The following is a 16,504-nucleotide window of genomic DNA, read 5'->3' as shown; positions in this document are numbered from 1 at the left end:
TTCTAATTTATGCGAGTTGCTTTAGTTCATGATTATTTAAAAGAATACGGGGGAGCGGAAAGGGTTTTAGAAACTCTTTCGGAAATTTATCCCGAAGCCCCGATTTATACGGCTTTCAGGGTTCCGGATTCAACCGCCGGCCGAGCTTTCAAAAATAAAAAAGTTCTCACTTCCTGGGCTAACGGTTTTTTAAGCCTGGGTAATTTGTTTTCGCCCTTAAGGTTTTTAACGCCTTTAATCTGGGAAAGTTTTGATTTTCGGGGTTTTGATTTGGTGATTTCTTCGGCCTCCTGGTATATCACCAAAAGCATTAAAACGCCTCCCGAAACTTTACACCTTTGTTATTGTCACACCCCGCCACGCTGGCTTTATGGTTATCAGACGGCCATGGAATGGAAAAGGTTTTGGCCGGTAAGAATTTACGGCGAAATTGTGGCCCATTTTTTGCGCCAATATGATTATCTGGCCGCCCAAAAAGTTAATGATTTTATCGCCAATTCAGAAAATACCAAAAAAAGGATCGCGAAGTTTTACCGGCGCGATTCAAAAGTCATTTATCCGCCGGTTAAAGTCACCGAAATCATTCAGGCGACGAAAAATCTAAAGCCTCAGGATTATTTCCTGGTTGTGGCCAGACTAGCCGGTGCCAAGGGTCTTGAACTAGCGATTGAGGCCGCGAATAGATTAAAGATCAATTTAAAAATTGTCGGCGAACCGGTGGGCTTGCATTGGGAAGAGAAAAAGCTTAAAGAAGCTCAAGGGGGAACGATTGAGTTTTTGGGTCGGGTTGAAGACAAAGACTTATGGAGGCTTTATGGCGAATGCCGTGCTTTTTTAGCTTTGGCCTATGATGAGGATTTTGGCATGACGACCGTGGAAGCCCAGGCCGCGGGTCGGCCCGTGATTGCTTTTCGGGGCGGAGGATATTTGGAAACCGTGATTGAGGGAAAAACCGGAGAATTTTTCAATGAGTATACCGCTGATTCATTAATTAATGTTTTGAAACATTTTGATATAAAAAAATATGCTAAAGACGAATGCCAAAAGCAGGCCGCGAAATTTAGCCAGGAAAGATTTAAAAAGGAAATTTTGGAATTTGTGAAAGAAAAAATGGAGGCTTTTCATGCCGGAATTGCCGGAAGTTGAAACCATTCGTCAGGACCTACAAAAGTTGATCGTGGGTAAGAAAATCGTGGCCATCGAAACGAACAGCCCAAAACAGGTCCAGCCATCATTGAGTGTGGTGACTCAAGCTATCGTTGGCACCAAGATTCTTAAAATTGAAAGACGGGCCAAACTTTTACAGATTTTTCTTGATAACGGCAGGATTTTAATTGTCCATTTAAAATTAACCGGACGCTTATTATATCGCCGGAAAAATGATAAGGAAGATCAATGGACACACGTCGTTATTAGTTTTTCTGACGAGACCCAGTTGCGCTTTGCCGATTCGCGCAAATTCGGTTGGATTAAGCTGATTGAAGATGAAAAAGAACTTCAAAAAATTTTAACCGGTTTTGGTCCGGAGCCCTTAAATGATTTAACCTTAGCGGAATTCAAACAAATCCTGAAAAAAAACAGCCGGCCGATAAAAATTATCCTGATGGATCAAACGAAGATCTCGGGGATCGGCAATATCTACGCTGGTGAGGCTTTATTTTTGGCTAAAATTGATCCGCGCCGTCCCGCCAAAAGCCTACAAGATAAAGAGGCGGAAAAATTATTGACGAAGATAGAAGCTGTTTTACGCTTGGGTTTAAAATACCGCGGCGCTTCTGATCAGGATTATTTAGATGCTTATGGGCAAAAAGGCGCTTACCAGGAACATTTTTTGGTTTATGGAAAAAACGGGAAACCTTGTCCGAATTCTTGCGGCGGTAAAATCAAAAGAATCGTTTTGGGCGGCCGCGGCACCTTTTATTGCCCAAAATGTCAAAGATAAGTCATTTTTTCTTCTCTTACACCCCTGAAACCATGGGCTAAAATCCATGTAACTTTCCCTTTGTCTTGACGACCCTGAAATTCAATCGCTCCCAAACCAAATTTATCCAAGGCTAATAAAAGATAATAAAATTGAGGGCACCACTGACCAAAGACGGTTTCCATGACCTGTTTAGTAATTTTATAGGGGAATGATCGAATTTTTAAGTGTTTAGTAAGATAATTTCTACCCGGTTCGAGTTTTATTTTGCCGGGAATGAAAATCCCATAACCGTTTTCAGAGATGTCCATTGTAATTTCAATCAAATCAGCACGCTTGGCCCTGCCTTCAATGTCACGCATTTGGTCTGTTCCAATTCTTAGTTCGGCTCGTAAATTGGTATCAACGGTTTCAACCCGGAAGACAAAATGTTTTCCCCTTAAGTTTCCTCTGCCTAAACCAGGCGGATTTTTCATAACGATAATTTCGGTCAGACCCGGATATTTTTGCCAGTCCCGATAAGTTTCTTGAAAGCCTGTCCAAATAGGAGTTTTTGGAAGCGGTTGCTCGTCAAAAAAAGCTGATACCAGTTTTTCTTGATTCAAGCCCATAATCCAAGGAGCAGTTCCCGCTGGTGGAGTCTGTGCGTTATTAAAACAGGTTCTTAAACCAATCTCTCTATTGTCCCTTATTCCTTGTTCAATCTCTCCTCGCAGTCCATCTTTATCTTGGGAAAGGATAACCGTTTGAGGAATTCTTAAATCGGCCGGCAGTATTTCCAGCATTTTAGTAATCCTGGCCTTATTTGTTCTGAAAGACCCGCAGGCTTCTTGCCATAAAGCCTGAATTTTGCCTTCAAATCCCTCAATGGCTGGGTTATGGCCAAGTAAATTTCCTTCACTGACAAGAATTTTTGGAGAATGACCGGTGTAATCAGCCAAAAGTGGTTTTCCACTTTCGGGGTTTAAGATCATAAATTGTTTTTATTTAGCTTCTAATTGGTTAGCTAGCCGGCTCAATTGAGGGACAAGAGTAATTGGAGGTGGGCATTCTTCGCCATCGTCATTAAACCATGGTTGACAAAGAGAAGGATCATTTTTAGCTCTTTGTATTAAGTCATCAGCGAGCTCTCTATATTTTTCTGCCAATCCTTGATGGTCTTCTGGTGATAATTTAGGAGGTTCTTTTCTAGTTTTCTTCTCCTGACCATTTATTGTTAAATTCAGGCCTTTTAAAAGTTTTCCTTGAGGTCCGGCTCCCGGACCGTTGTATCCGTCAAGGATCTCTCTAATTAAACCACAAGCTTTTTTTTCGTCAACTCCCTTTGCTCGAAGATCTGGGCTGAATTTTGTTCCGTCAACGTTGACTTCTAATTTTGTTACCATAAAATTTTCTCCAGAGTCTTTATATATCACGTTTTTCTTATGTTGTCAATAAAACTTGCTAGTTTTTGGTTTTCGGACTAGAATAGAATTTCTTTTCTATGATGACAAAAAAAGAAGATTTTATCTTACCGATTACGTCAGAACTTATTCCCTCTCACGAGTTAGAAAACAGCTTTAGGATTGTTTGTGACATTGATGAGACCCTAGCCGATTCGTGGGGAGACTATATCCCTCTTCTCAACGCGCGCTTTGGGACAAATTTAACTCCAGAAGAAGTAGCGGTTCACGGTTATGTTCAAAATGTTCCCGCGTGGTGTTCTTTTGCTAAAGAACTCTCTCAAGTTATGAATGACTTGCGCTGTAATTCCGAATTTGTCAAGAATCATAGAACAGTTGAGGGATCGGTTAAAGGACTTTGGAGACTGACAGAGATTGGTAGGCTTATTGCCTATGTGACGAGCAGGCCTGATGGCGTTTACCAAACTACGGTTGAGTGGTTAAGAAATAATGGTTATCCCGAAGCTGAAGTTATATGTATGCCGGCCCATTTACTTTTAACCCCTCAAGAAAAAATCTGGAAACAAGAAAAAATAGGAAAATTGGGAGCCCATTTGATGATAGATGATAATGTGGACTTAGCCGAAAACTTAAGGATGAGCACGATCATTATCGACGGTCATCATAATAAGCTGGTTGTTCCCAGAGGAGCTCATATTACAAAAGCTTCTCATTGGGACTATGTTCCCGAACAAGCTGCTTTAATAAAAAAAGAATGGTTAGAGAGGAGCAGAAGGCTGACTTTATAAGGAACGATTAAAATAAAGTCTTACGATATTCAGCACAGCTATTTGACAAAAACTCATTGATTATGTAAGATATTTCAGTCCACCAATATGGTGGGATTTTTAAAGCCCAATGAAATACGTCAAAGATTTATTAGAATCCTCAATTAAAACGGAAAGAGTTGAGGGATTTAAAAAATTAGCCAAAGCAAGATTGCCAATTCCTGACGTTAAGATTATTGACAATCAAGCCTTTCTTCTTTGTGAAAAGAAGGGAATAACAGAACCGCTTCAAAAAGAGATTGAGGCGGTTTTTTTTAACTTAAAGAAGAAATATCCTCGGCGGGGATTTTATGTCGGTCGGGCTTTCTCTGTTCCCGGTTTTACCAATCCTCCCGGCCCCTACTCGGTAGTAAGAAGCGCCAAAGACATGATTAAAGGCGTAGAAAAGCTCTATAATTTTGCCTGCCAAAGTCGATACAATAAGAAAGGCGCTAAAATTGGAGTCATTATTCATCCCTGGATTGATCCTAAGGCCCCCTTCGGCGGCGGTTGCTTGACTCTTTCCAACAGCCAGCAAAAGGTTATTATTGAAGCTATTTATGGTTTGGATGAAGGGGTTCAAAGTTTTCCTCATGATTTTTATATTGTCGATTTCGAAACGGAAAAGATTCTAGAAAAAGTAGTGGCGGAGAAGAAAGAAGACCTGGAGGTAAATAATGATTTAATGATTAGAAGCCTAAAAATTCCCAGAAATTTATGGAACAAAGCTGTGTTTTCCGACAAACAAATTCTCCAGGTAATTTCTTATTTCAAACATTTTGTTAAAACTTACGGGCCTCATCGGATGGAGTTTGCTTTTGAAAGAGAGGGCCTTTTTTTCAGGGAATGTATTCCTTTCCTTTTAACTAAAGAGAAGGCGCCCCACCTCAAAGAAGAGGGAAGTGTCTTTCGTCTTAATACAAAAAGTGATTTGCCTAAAATCGGTAAGGAGCAAAGAATTATCTTTGTAGATCCGATAGTCATCAAAAAAAGACAAATGAATCTTTTAACCTTTCTTGCTACCAACAGTCAGGACAAAAAAATCATTCTTTACCCTGGTTCAGCCAGCACCGGCCATGCGGCCACTATTTTTCGGGAGACTGGTCATCTCGTTGTTTTTATAGGTAACCAAATTTTTAAGGACAAAGATAAGGTGCTGGTTGAAACAAAAAATGGAGAATTAGCAGTTAAAAGACTATGATGCCTCTAGTTTTACCTCTTCCGGCCGTAAAGAAGAAAGATGAACCGATTGTGGGCGCTAAGGCTTTTCGTCTAGCGCAATTAATTAGCCGTGATTTGCCCGTTCCCGGCGCCTTTGTTTTAACCACCGTCGCTTTTGATCTTTTTTTTGAGAAAAATAATCTAGGTTATCTTCTGGAACGGCTTTCTCTGCAAAATGACAGAAGTATTCTTGAAAACATTTGTCGTGAACTTAAAAGGAAAATTAAAAAAGGAGAGTTTCCCAAGAATTTAAAAGAACAAATTAACCAAGAAATTTTTAAAAATAAATTAAAAAGATTGGCCGTTCGCTCTTCGGCTACTTCCGAAGATCTTGCTTTCGCTTCTTTTGCCGGTCAATTTGAAAGCTATTTAAACATTAAAGAGGAAAAAGTTTTCGACTTTATCAAAACCTGTTGGTCTTCTTTATATGAAGAGAGAGTTGTTGCTTACACTTTATATCACCAAATTCCCATGCATGAAATTAAGATGGCGGTTTTAGTTCAAGAAATGATTAACGCAGAAAAAGGAGGAGTTATCTTTACTAAAGACGTCTTGCGAGACGACGAAAGATTGATTATTATTGAGGCGGCCAGGGGTTTAGGAACACAGGTTGTTGACGGAATCGTTGAGCCAGATAGATTTGTGGTTGAAAAAACGGACTTAAAAATTATTCAGCGGAAATTAAAAAGCCATAAACCGGTTCTTAATGACGAAGAAGTTTTTCAATTGGCAAGCCTTGGGCTTTTAATTGAGAATTTTTACCAAAAACCCCAGGATCTTGAATGGGCGGCCCAAAAAGAAAAAATTTATCTTCTTCAGACGAGGCCGATTACTGTTTGAAACCAAAATGAAAAAAGAATTTATAATTATCTCATTGGGTGGTTCTTTAATCGTCCCTAATGGTGGTATTAATACCGAATTCCTCAAAAAATTTAATGATTTTATCAGAAAACACGTCAGCCTTGGCAAGCGATTTTTTATCGTTTGCGGCGGCGGCAGAATTGCCAGGCATTATCGCGATGCCGGCCAGGCGGTGATGGGGAAAAAATTAACCGATGACGATCTTGACTGGTTAGGTGTTCATGCGACAAGAATTAACGCTCATCTTCTACGGACTATCTTTAAAGACCTAGCTCACCCTCGAGTTATTGATAAATATGATGTCAAATATGACACGGACACTTATCCAGTCATTATTTGTTCTGGTTGGAAACCGGGATGGTCAACTGATTATAACGCGGTTTTATTGGCAAGAGATTATAAATCCAAAACCTTAATTAACCTTTCCAATATTGATATGGTTTATGATAAGGATCCGGCTAAATTTAAGGACGCGACGCCGATTGAACGAACCTCTTGGGAGTATTTTCGTACGCTAGTCGGTGATGTTTGGAACCCCGGTTTGAACACTCCTTTTGATCCCATAGCTTCAAAATTAGCCCAAAAAATAGGTTTAACCGTTGTTGTCCTGCGGGGTGATAATTTGGAAAATTTGGAAAAAGTTTTTGAGGGTAAAAAATTTACCGGCACGGTTATTGCTCCTTTTCAAATTGATGCCTCTTTTTATAATCAGGCTTATTTTGAGGGAGGTAAAAGCGGCGAAAGAAAAGGCTATACAACTGACTCTTTTGTTAAATTTCGGCGCATATTAAGGGATATTTACCGGGCGATAAAGATTAAATTACTTCTAAATCCCAAGACGCTTTTGGATGTGGGTTGCGGAACCGGGCAAATGGTTTATTTTTTAAGGTTATTAGGGGTTGAAGCTCAAGGATTGGAAATTAGTCAGTATCTTTTATCCAAGGCCAGACCGCAAGTTAAAAAATACTTAAAAATGGGGAATATTATGTCTTTACCCTACAAAGACAGTTCTTTTGAGGTCGTAACGACAGCCGATGTTTTGGAACATGTTCCGACCGAAGATTTAAAAGTAGCGGTTTTAGAATGTAATCGGGTGGCTCAGAAATTTGTTTTACATAAAATCTTTACGACCGAGAATCAATGGATTAAACATTTTCATGGTCCGGATATTTCTCACGTTTCTGTTTTTGGGAAAAACTGGTGGTATAAATTTTGGAAAGAACTTAACCTAAAACCCGCAGAAAAATTTTATCCAAGCCTTCCTGTTTTTATGGAAACTCTTTTTCTGCTTGAGAAGAAAAAGTAATGTATTTAGATAAATTAAGCCTTAAAAACTTCAGAAGTTTTAAAGAAAAAGCCTTTGTTTTTTCTCCTAAAACAAGTTTAATCCTCGGGCCGAATACCGCCGGAAAGACTAATATTTTAGAGGCGATTCATCTTTTGGCTACCGGCAAAAGTTTTCGGGCGGAAACAGAAAAAGAGATGATTAAAGAAGGAGAGGAGTTGGCGAGAATAAAATATCAAACAGTATCAAAAGATGACAAAAGTGAGGGAAAAACGGATCTGGAAATCCTTTTAACTGCCGGTCAGGTCGCTGGGCAGCCGACACCCCATAAAAAATATTTCGTCAACGGTGTCAGCAGAAGAATGATTGATTTTGTCGGTTTCACGCGCGTTGTTTTGTTTTGGCCGGAAGATATGGAGCTGGTGACCGACTCACCCTCAAGGCGCCGAAGATATTTAGATTTTGTTTTAACGCAAATTGACAGGGAATACAGGCGGTCTCTTTTGTCTTACGAGAAAGGCTTGCGGCAGAGAAATAAACTTTTAGAAAGGATTAGAGACGAAGGTCTTTCCAGAAGTCAGTTACTTTTTTGGGACCAGCTTCTGATAAGGAATGGTTCGCTCTTAACTGATAAAAGGATTGAGTTTCTTAATTTTTTTAACCGATCTTCGGTTTTGGCCGAAATCGCCAAAGGCAAGCCATTCCAGATCGAATACGACAAAAGTGTTATTTCTGACTCGCGGTTAGAACAATATGCTCAAGAGGAAGTGGCCGCCGCGGCGACTTTGGTTGGACCCCACCGTGACGATTTTAAATTCTTGCTGGGAAGTAGAGATCTTTCGCTTTTTGGTTCTCGGGGAGAACAGCGCATGGCGATTTTATGGCTTAAATTGGCCGAGCTGGAATACATGACGGTCAAAACCGGCGAAAGGCCAATTTTGCTTTTGGACGATATTTTCTCCGAGTTGGACCATGAGCACCGTCATTATGTTTTGGAAATTATTCCCCGGCAGCAAACGATTATGACGACGACCGATTTACATTTGGTCGAAAAAAATTATCAGGATCAAATAAAAGTGATAGAATTAGGTTGATTTATGGAAAAAGTGACGATTGAGGATTTAAAAAAACTTTATCTAGCAGGTAAAGAATCGCACAAAGGCGAAAACGGGAAGTTAACCATTATCGGCGGTTCTAAACTTTTTCACGGCGCCTCTTTGTGGGCTTTAAAAGTGGCCTCAAGAATCGTGGATATGGTTTTTTACGCTTCCATTCCTGAAAATAATGAGCTAACGAAAACGCTTAGGGCCGAGATTTTTGATTTTATCACTCTGCCCAGAGAAGAAGTCGAAAGCTACATTGAGGAGTCCGACGCTATCCTGATCGGGCCTGGTTTAATGCGCGAGCCCGGGACAAAAGAAATAACCGGAAAGTTATTGACGAAATATCCGCAAAAGAAATGGGTGGTTGATGCCGGTAGCCTGACGGAAATGGAAGCGAGTTGGCTTAATAAAAATTGTTTATTGACACCTCACCAAAAAGAATTTGCCACTCTTTTCAAAATGGAAGCGAAAGAAGAAAATATTAAAGCCATGGCGCAAAAATATGGCTGTACGATTCTTTTTAAGGGTCAGCGGGATTTAATCTGTTCTCCGAAAGAATGTAAAATTTGCGAAGGCGGTAACCAGGGGATGACAAAGGGCGGTACGGGTGATGTTTTGGCCGGTTTAGCCGCGGCCTTAGCCTGTAAAAATGATTTGTTTTTGGCGGCCTGCGGCGCCTCTTTAATCAATAAGAAGGCCGGAGAAGAATTGGCAGCCAGGGTTGGTTTTTACTATAACGCTTCGGATTTAGCCGAGCAAATTCCCCAGACAATGAAAGAACTAATGGCACGATGACTGGGCTGACGGTGACGAATTTTTTCACCCCGCGTTGTCTTTAGATGAATCATTGTCTCGTGCACTAGCACGAAGTTTTCAGGACAAGAATAGGTATGAGGCGTAAGGGCGGGGTTGTCAAAAATTGTCACACGTCATCCCTTACCAATTCCTGTTGTTTTTTTGCGGGAATTATGCGAAAATAAGCAAGCGATGTACACGCCGAAATATTCGATTAGTAACAAAATCCTCAAAAATATTGGGATAACCGAAGCCGCCAGGGAAGTCATTATGAACGCCCCCCTGGTGCCGGCCTGGGAAAAGAAATTCCGGGACGAAGCGATTTTGCGTACCGTTCACTACGGAACCCATATTGAAGGCAATGAGTTGAACTTTACGGAAGCCGCGCAGGTTTTAGAAGGCAAAGAAATTGTTGGCCGCGACCGGGATATTCAGGAAGTCATCAATTACCGCCAGGTTTTGCGTTTTATTGATTCCTTTACCGGGGAAATTGCGGCGGAAACGATTAAGACCATGCATAAATTAACCACGGAGAAGATTCTTGAAGCGGGAGAGTGCGGTCAATTTAGAACTAAACAGGTGGTGGTCAAAAATTCCCAAACCCAGGAAGTCGTTTTCCGTCCGCCACCCGCCCTTGAGGTTCCTTATCAAGTTGATGATTTTATTGAGTGGTTAAGGCAGGAAAAAGAGATTCATCCGGTTTTGAAGGCAGGAGTGACCCATTATGAACTCGTTAGAATTCATCCCTTTTTAGACGGCAATGGCCGGGTGGCCAGGGCGGTCGCCACTTTAGTCCTTTTTAAAGAAGGCTATGATATCAAAAAGTTTTTTTCACTAGAGGAGCATTACGATCAGGATGCGAGCCGGTACTACGCGGCCTTGCAATCGGTTAAACCGGAAGAGAATTATGACCTAACGGATTGGTTGGATTATTTTACCGAAGGCTTGGCGATCGAGCTTACCAGAATCAAAGAAAAAGTCCAGAGTCTTTCGATTGATTTAAAACTTAAAGAAAAAATCGGCGGAACACAAATAGCCCTATCAGAAAGACAGATGAAAATTATTGACCATATTCAAAAAGTCGGTTTCTTACAAAACAAGCAATTTGCCGAGCTTTTGCCGATGATTTCCGAAGACACGATTTTACGGGACTTAAAAGATTTGCTCAAGAAAGGTATAATCAAGAAAGAGGGAACAACGAAAGCCGCCCGTTATATTTTAAAGGGCTAAAATGAATCCTAATCAACCGGAATTTATCTATGTTGCTCTGGTATTGCCGAGTCTTTTTGCCTTGACTTTAGTCGTTGAAGGTTTACATAAGATTTTACGTCAAGAATCCGGCTGGACAAGCCTTTTTTTTGGTTTGATCTTTTTGCTGATTATTTTAGGGACGTACTTCTTTATTTTAAGATGAAATTTGCGAAACTGGCTTCATATTTTCAAAAACTAGAACAGACTTCTTCGCGTAACACCATGACCGAAATTCTAGCAGAACTCCTAGGTCAATCACCGGCTACGGAAATCGACAAAATCTGTTATCTAACCCAGGGTCGAGTTGCGCCTCTTTTCGTGCCTTTGGAATTCGGGGTGGCAGATCGGATGATGATTCGGGCGATTGCCGACGGCTTAGGAATTTCGGCCGGCGAAGTCGAGAAAACCTATAAAAATGAGGGTGATTTGGGGATTACCGCCTCAAAGCTCAAAGCTCAAAACCTGCGTCTTATTAATGCCGTTAGGGCTTTAGAGATCGGTGAGGTTTTTGAAAAATTAGAGAAAATTGCGAAATTTTCCGGTGAAGGATCTCAGGAGGCAAAAATTAAAATGCTTGGTTTTCTAATTGAAAACGCCGATCCTCTTTCGGTTCGTTATTTGGTTCGCATCCCTCTGGCGAAAATGCGGTTAGGTTTTTCCGACATGACGGTTTTAGACGCTTTGTCCTGGATGGTTTCGGGGACAAAAGAGAAAAGAAAAGAAATTGAAAAGGCTTTTAACGTCAGACCCGACCTCGGGTTTATCGCCAAAGTTATTAAAAAAGACGGTTTAGGTGGTTTAAAAAAGGTCGAGCCGGAAGTGGGAACGCCAATCATGATGGCGCGGGCGGAACGACTTTCCTCAGGGGAGGAAATCATTAAACAAATCGGTCAATGCGCCATTGAGGGAAAGATTGACGGCTTTAGAGTGGCGGTTCACGCCAAAAACTTAAAACATAACACTCAAGACTTAAAAATTACCCTTTTTTCGAGAAATATGGAAAATACGACCTTGATGTTTCCTGATCTTGTCCGGGGAGTAGAAAAACAGATTAAAGTCGATGAAGCCATTTTTGAAGGCGAGGCGATTGCCTATAACCCCAAAACAGGTGAATACTTGCCTTTTCAGGAAACGGTGCAGAGAAAAAGGAAATATGATATTGAAAAAACAGCCGAAAGCGTGCCCCTAAGGTTGATTTGTTTTGATTGTCTGTATGTTGACGGTCAAAACTTAATCGGTCTTGGTTTTTTGGAAAGAAGAAAATTTTTGGAGAAAATTTTAGGCAAAGGGGAAACTTTAATTTTGTCGGAAATGACGATCGCGGAAAAGCCGGAACAAATCGAATTTCTCTTTCAAGAGGCGATTGATAAGGGGTTGGAAGGAGTGATGGCCAAAAAACTGGACGGCGTTTATCAGGCCGGCGCCAGAAGCTGGAATTGGATCAAATACAAAAAATCATACTCTGGAAAAATTGACGATACCATTGACGCGCTTGTGATGGGTTATGACTTTGGACAGGGAAAGAGGAATACTTTTGGCATTGGCGACTTTTTAATCGGGGTTTATGATCAAAAATCCGATACCTTCAAGACGGTTGCTAAAATCGGTACCGGATTGACTGATGAAGAATGGAAAACTTTGAAACTTAACACGAAAAACTTAACACTAAAAACTAAACCGACGAGATATGATGTCAATAAGGGGATGGATTGTGATGTCTGGGTTGAACCGAAACTGATGACCGTTATCAAAGCTGACGAGATCACAAAATCACCAATTCATACGGCCAAACTGGCCCTTAGATTTCCGCGTTTGGTGGACTTTAGGGATGATAAGACGCCCGAAGACGCGACCTCGCTTGACGAGCTTAATAAAATGTATATAAGGCAAAATAAATCTGTTCTCCACTAGCGTGAATTAAGATTTCTGTTATACTTTAGTTGATGACTTTTTTATTTCATTGGAAGCATAAAAATCTTATCTTTTTTCTTTTGGGAATCTTACTGGCTTGGTTTTTCAGTCAAAATAAATGGTTTCATGATTTTTTTATTGGTTTAGGAAGCTATGGCTATTTTAGCGCCATTTTGGCAGGAGCTTTGTTTGTTTCCACTTTCACCATTGCCACCGGTGCTTTAATTTTAATGACTTTAGCTCAAACTTTATTGCCCCTGGAGATTATTTTATTGGCTGGTTTAGGAGCCGTTTTGGGAGATTTAATTATTTTTCGTTTCGTGAAAGACGAAATTGATACTGAAATTGAACCGATTTATAACGAGATTACCGGCAGTCATTTGAAAAAAATTCTGCATACCCGTTATTTTGGTTGGACGCTACCGGTTCTGGGGGCCATCATCATTATTTCGCCCTTACCCGACGAGCTGGGCGTCAGTCTTTTAGGTGTTTCGCAAATGAATATCCGGAAATTTATTATCATTGCCTGGATTTCTCATACACTGGGGATGTTTTTGTTTGTTTCGGCTTCGTTGATCTTTTGAAATATGAAATTTATTGCCGATTTACATCTGCATTCTAAGTACTCGCGCGCGGTTTCGCAGGAAATGACCTTACCGCAAATTAGCCATTGGGCCTCTCAAAAGGGGATAGGTTTGGTCGCCACCGGTGATTGGACTCACCCTTTGTGGTTGCGAGAAATCAAAGCCAATTTAGAAGAAGTAACGGAAGGATTTTTTAGATTAAAAAGTAATTCCGATTCCCGCGCGGCTGATCCATTATTTATCTTATCTACCGAAATTTCCAGTATCTATTCGCAAAACGGCAAGGGACATCGTATTCATAATGTTGTTTTAGCGCCCTCAATTGAGACGGCCGAAAAAATTAACCAGGAATTAACAAAAAGAGGCGTCAATTTAATTGCCGACGGTCGGCCGATTACCGGTATTCCGGCTTCGGATTTGGTCAAAATTATTTTATCGGTTGACGAGAAAGCTTTGATTATTCCGGCCCATGTCTGGACCCCCTGGTTTTCTTTATACGGTTCTGAATCCGGCTTTGGTTCTATTGATGAGTGTTTTGGCGATATGGCCAAATATATTTATGCGATTGAAACGGGACTTTCCAGCAGTCCTGAAATGAATTGGCGGATTGGTGAACTTGATACTCGGTCAATTCTTTCCTGCTCTGACGCTCACTCCGGACCGAAATTAGGGCGTGAAGCAACCATTTTCGAAATTAGTGATGAGTTAGGGGTCCTGAGTTATGAGACCATTAGAAGCGCCATTGCTCCGAACCTTGAACCTATAACTCATAACCAAGCGCGCATTGCTTATACGCTTGAATTCTATCCGGAGGAGGGGAAATATCACTACACCGGGCATCGCGCCTGCGGGATTAAACAATCACCAGAGGAGACAAAAAAATTAGGCGAAACTTGTCCGGTTTGCGGCAGGCATTTAACTATCGGCGTGATGCATCGGGTTGAGCAACTGGCGACAAGAGACCTTAAAACTGAAGACTTAACACTAAAAACTGACGAATTTGGCGTAAAATGGATAGGATATGAGGAAAGACCGCCATACGCCATGTTAGTGCCCTTACAGGAGATTTTATCAGAAGCCATGGGTGGTTTGCCGGCCTCGCAAAAGATTCAAAATGAATATCAAAAATTAACTAATCTTCGTCATAATTTAAGTCTGCCGGGATTAACCGGAGAATTTGGAGTTTTACTTGAAATGCCGCTTGAAGAAATAGCCAAGGTTTCCGGAGAAAAAGTCGCCGAGGGAATAAGAAGGGTCAGAAGCGGACAAATTGTGATTGATCCTGGTTACGATGGAGTTTTTGGCACCGTCAAAATCTGGGATAAGGAAAAATCATCCTCCGCTGAAACTCCGGAGGATAAAGAGCAGATGAGTCTGTTTTAATTTTAAAATACCCGTTGACAAAAGAGACGGGCTCTTAGTATGCTTGAAGTCGTAACCATCTTTTTTTGAAAGGGGGTGAAAATATGGGAGAAGCGCAGAGTAATGAAAATTTAATGGGGGCCGTTTCTTATCTTTTAGGTTTCATTACGGGGATTGTTTTTCTTTTGATTGAGAAACAATCAAAATTCGTCAGGTTCCACGCGATGCAGTCGACGATCTTATTCGGCGGACTCTTTATCATTAATGTCGGTTTGGGTTTTATTCCTTTGTTAGGTTGGCTGGCTGGGCTGTTTCTTTCTCTTTTAGGCTTTATTCTCTGGATTGTTTGTATGTGGAAAGCCTTTCAGGGAGAAATGTATAAAGTTCCTTACGTTGGTAATCTCGCCGAAAAACAGTTGGCGAAAATGGGATAAACATAAGGAATTGATATAGATAGAGATGTTAGTAATTAGTGAATATCATTAGTAAGCCACCGAGGTGGTGGTTTTTTCGTGTTTAAATTAGTAAATTTCCGATTTTCATTGTAGAATGAATTTGCCCTATGAAATTAATCGTCGGTTTAGGTAATCCGGGCAGCAAGTATGAAAAAACCCGGCACAATTTAGGTTTTCGGGTGGTTGAGGCTTTGGCCAAAGATAAGATTAAAGGAGAGGTTAAATGGGAAGAGGCGCCAAAATTCAGTTCCTTAATTTGCCGTTTAACTAAGGATGTTATTTTGGTTAAACCCCAGGCTTTTATGAATGCTTCGGGCGAAGCTGTTGCCAAGATAGCCAACTTCTATAAAATCTCTGCCTCTGATATTTGGGTTGTCCACGACGATGTTGATTTGCCCTTGGGGAAAATCAAAATCAGAATCGGCGGCTCAGCCGCCGGCCATCACGGGGTGGAATCCTTGATCGTCAATTTGGGCACGGATCGGTTCTTAAGAATCAGACTAGGCATCGGTCGTCCGAGCCGAGGGAAAGACGCGCAAATCGAAAAATATGTTTTAAAGACTTTTGAGTTGAATGAAACCAGTGAGGTCAAACATCTGCTTAAACAAGCCGCCCTAGCCTTAGAAACCTGTCTTCAGGACGGTCCGGAAAAAACCATGAATCGGTTTAATTGTTAAAAGAGTAGTGTGATATGGTTAATAATAGTCAAGATTTCAAACCTATCGGACAGATTTTAAAGGGTTTTAACTCAACTCAAGATAAATATATTTCCCGAGAATTTCAGGCCTACGGTTACTATCTCGCTCGCGAGCTGGGTGATTTTTCTCATAAGGCTCTCTATATTAAATACGCCAAAGAAATATCCAGGCCGCTTCTTGATCAGGCTCTTAGTTTTGTTAAAGACGCCGGCAAAGTCAAAAGCCGGGCCCGTCTTTTTATGTGGAAACTAAAAGCCCTGCAAAAAGAAACGAAAAAACGAGACGTTTAAACTTGCTTTGGAAGTTTAAAAATGAAACAATGGGAATAATGGATGAAACGCTAATCACGCCGCAAGCTAAAAGCCAATTGACTTTGGTTTTTGAACGTTTAAAAGCCTATTTAAATTCATCTAACTTGCTGGCTGACAAAAAACTTTTAATTATTACCCTAACTTATTTTCTTTTTTTAATCTTCTGGCATTGGGGTTTACGGCTTAATTTGGGGATTATCTTTTTTCTCGCCGGAGGTTTAGCGGGTATTTATTTTTTAGATTTGGCCGACGCTCTTTTTGCTTTATCGCCGTCGCCTTTTAAAAATGTCCTCTTTCAATCAATTTTCGTCCCTTTCACTTTATTTGTTTTAACCTCTTCCGGTTCACTTTTTGGAGCAGGATTGGTTCTCTCCATTTTCCTGAGCATGATTTACAGCCAGTGGTTGACCTATCGCCAAAATGGCAATCTTAACAGTTGGTTTGGTGTGATTAAAAGAGAAATCCTTGTCAAAAATCAACAGATCTATTTATGGGTCATGTCGGGATTATTTATTTTTTTAAGTTTACTTTTTTAAG

At 40.8% G+C, this 16,504-nt stretch carries 19 protein-coding genes; 17 read left to right on the top strand and 2 right to left on the bottom strand.

Going from position 1 to position 16,504, the window contains the following annotated elements:
* Positions 1-9: 9 nt before the first annotated feature.
* Both M1575_03320 and mutM read left to right on the top strand, forming a co-directional pair.
* Complete coding sequence (locus M1575_03320; GenBank protein ID MCL5095731.1) at positions 10-1,146, top strand: glycosyltransferase; 1,137 nt, start codon at positions 10-12, stop codon at positions 1,144-1,146.
* Positions 1,124-1,942, top strand: coding sequence for a bifunctional DNA-formamidopyrimidine glycosylase/DNA-(apurinic or apyrimidinic site) lyase (gene mutM, locus M1575_03315; protein ID MCL5095730.1), 819 nt, complete (start codon positions 1,124-1,126; stop codon positions 1,940-1,942). Before M1575_03320 ends, mutM begins: the two co-directional genes overlap by 23 nt.
* Here mutM and M1575_03310 read toward each other — a convergent pair.
* Together M1575_03310 and M1575_03305 are read right to left on the bottom strand one after the other, a co-directional pair.
* On the bottom strand, positions 1,933-2,895 hold the full coding sequence (locus M1575_03310) for a hypothetical protein (protein MCL5095729.1): 963 nt from the start codon (positions 2,893-2,895) through the stop codon (positions 1,933-1,935). The genes mutM and M1575_03310 overlap by 10 nt on opposite strands.
* A 9-nt stretch (positions 2,896-2,904) precedes the next feature.
* Positions 2,905-3,306: a hypothetical protein gene (locus M1575_03305; protein MCL5095728.1), complete on the bottom strand. Its 402-nt coding sequence runs from the start codon at positions 3,304-3,306 to the stop codon at positions 2,905-2,907.
* Positions 3,307-3,404: 98 nt separating this feature from the next.
* On the opposite strand from M1575_03305, the gene M1575_03300 reads away from it, so the two are divergent.
* The 15 genes from M1575_03300 to M1575_03230 all read left to right on the top strand — a co-directional run bounded on the left by M1575_03300 (position 3,405) and on the right by M1575_03230 (position 16,503).
* Positions 3,405-4,112, top strand: a complete 708-nt coding sequence (locus M1575_03300; protein MCL5095727.1) for a hypothetical protein — start codon at positions 3,405-3,407, stop codon at positions 4,110-4,112.
* A gap of 109 nt (positions 4,113-4,221) precedes the next feature.
* Positions 4,222-5,331: a PEP/pyruvate-binding domain-containing protein gene (locus tag M1575_03295; GenBank protein MCL5095726.1), complete on the top strand. Its 1,110-nt coding sequence runs from the start codon at positions 4,222-4,224 to the stop codon at positions 5,329-5,331.
* On the top strand, positions 5,328-6,191 hold the full coding sequence (locus M1575_03290; protein MCL5095725.1) for a PEP/pyruvate-binding domain-containing protein: 864 nt from the start codon (positions 5,328-5,330) through the stop codon (positions 6,189-6,191). The genes M1575_03295 and M1575_03290 overlap by 4 nt, the downstream gene beginning before the upstream one ends.
* Positions 6,192-6,198: 7 nt before the next feature.
* Complete coding sequence (pyrH, locus tag M1575_03285; protein MCL5095724.1) at positions 6,199-7,518, top strand: UMP kinase; 1,320 nt, start codon at positions 6,199-6,201, stop codon at positions 7,516-7,518.
* Positions 7,518-8,591 carry a DNA replication and repair protein RecF gene (gene recF / locus M1575_03280; protein ID MCL5095723.1) on the top strand — a complete coding sequence of 358 codons (1,074 nt, stop codon included), beginning with the start codon at positions 7,518-7,520 and terminating at the stop codon, positions 8,589-8,591. The genes pyrH and recF overlap by 1 nt, the downstream gene beginning before the upstream one ends.
* 3 nt (positions 8,592-8,594) lie before the next feature.
* Positions 8,595-9,395 (top strand): NAD(P)H-hydrate dehydratase, encoded by an 801-nt coding sequence (locus tag M1575_03275; protein ID MCL5095722.1) that lies wholly within the window; start codon positions 8,595-8,597, stop codon positions 9,393-9,395.
* A 192-nt stretch (positions 9,396-9,587) separates the two neighbouring features.
* Positions 9,588-10,625: a Fic family protein gene (locus M1575_03270; GenBank protein ID MCL5095721.1), complete on the top strand. Its 1,038-nt coding sequence runs from the start codon at positions 9,588-9,590 to the stop codon at positions 10,623-10,625.
* A 1-nt stretch (position 10,626) separates the two neighbouring features.
* The gene (locus tag M1575_03265) at positions 10,627-10,809 is read left to right on the top strand and encodes a hypothetical protein (GenBank protein ID MCL5095720.1); all 183 of its coding nucleotides are present in this window, start codon (positions 10,627-10,629) and stop codon (positions 10,807-10,809) included.
* Complete coding sequence (locus M1575_03260) at positions 10,806-12,557, top strand: ATP-dependent DNA ligase (GenBank protein MCL5095719.1); 1,752 nt, start codon at positions 10,806-10,808, stop codon at positions 12,555-12,557. The genes M1575_03265 and M1575_03260 overlap by 4 nt, the downstream gene beginning before the upstream one ends.
* Positions 12,558-12,589: 32 nt before the next feature.
* The gene (locus M1575_03255; GenBank protein MCL5095718.1) at positions 12,590-13,141 is read left to right on the top strand and encodes a hypothetical protein; all 552 of its coding nucleotides are present in this window, start codon (positions 12,590-12,592) and stop codon (positions 13,139-13,141) included.
* 3 nt (positions 13,142-13,144) lie between these two features.
* Positions 13,145-14,524: an endonuclease Q family protein gene (locus M1575_03250; GenBank protein MCL5095717.1), complete on the top strand. Its 1,380-nt coding sequence runs from the start codon at positions 13,145-13,147 to the stop codon at positions 14,522-14,524.
* 83 nt (positions 14,525-14,607) lie between these two features.
* Positions 14,608-14,937, top strand: coding sequence for a DUF4870 domain-containing protein (locus tag M1575_03245; protein MCL5095716.1), 330 nt, complete (start codon positions 14,608-14,610; stop codon positions 14,935-14,937).
* 128 nt (positions 14,938-15,065) lie between these two features.
* On the top strand, positions 15,066-15,635 hold the full coding sequence (gene pth / locus M1575_03240; GenBank protein MCL5095715.1) for an aminoacyl-tRNA hydrolase: 570 nt from the start codon (positions 15,066-15,068) through the stop codon (positions 15,633-15,635).
* A gap of 14 nt (positions 15,636-15,649) precedes the next feature.
* Positions 15,650-15,946 carry a hypothetical protein gene (locus tag M1575_03235; protein MCL5095714.1) on the top strand — a complete coding sequence of 99 codons (297 nt, stop codon included), beginning with the start codon at positions 15,650-15,652 and terminating at the stop codon, positions 15,944-15,946.
* 38 nt (positions 15,947-15,984) lie between these two features.
* On the top strand, positions 15,985-16,503 hold the full coding sequence (locus M1575_03230; protein ID MCL5095713.1) for a hypothetical protein: 519 nt from the start codon (positions 15,985-15,987) through the stop codon (positions 16,501-16,503).
* Position 16,504: the final 1 nt, after the last annotated feature.

This window comes from Patescibacteria group bacterium (assembly GCA_023473585.1).
Taxonomy (GTDB): Bacteria; Patescibacteriota; Microgenomatia; order JAMCYU01; family JAMCYU01; genus JAMCYU01.
This window is presented reverse-complemented; position numbering and strand designations above follow the sequence as displayed.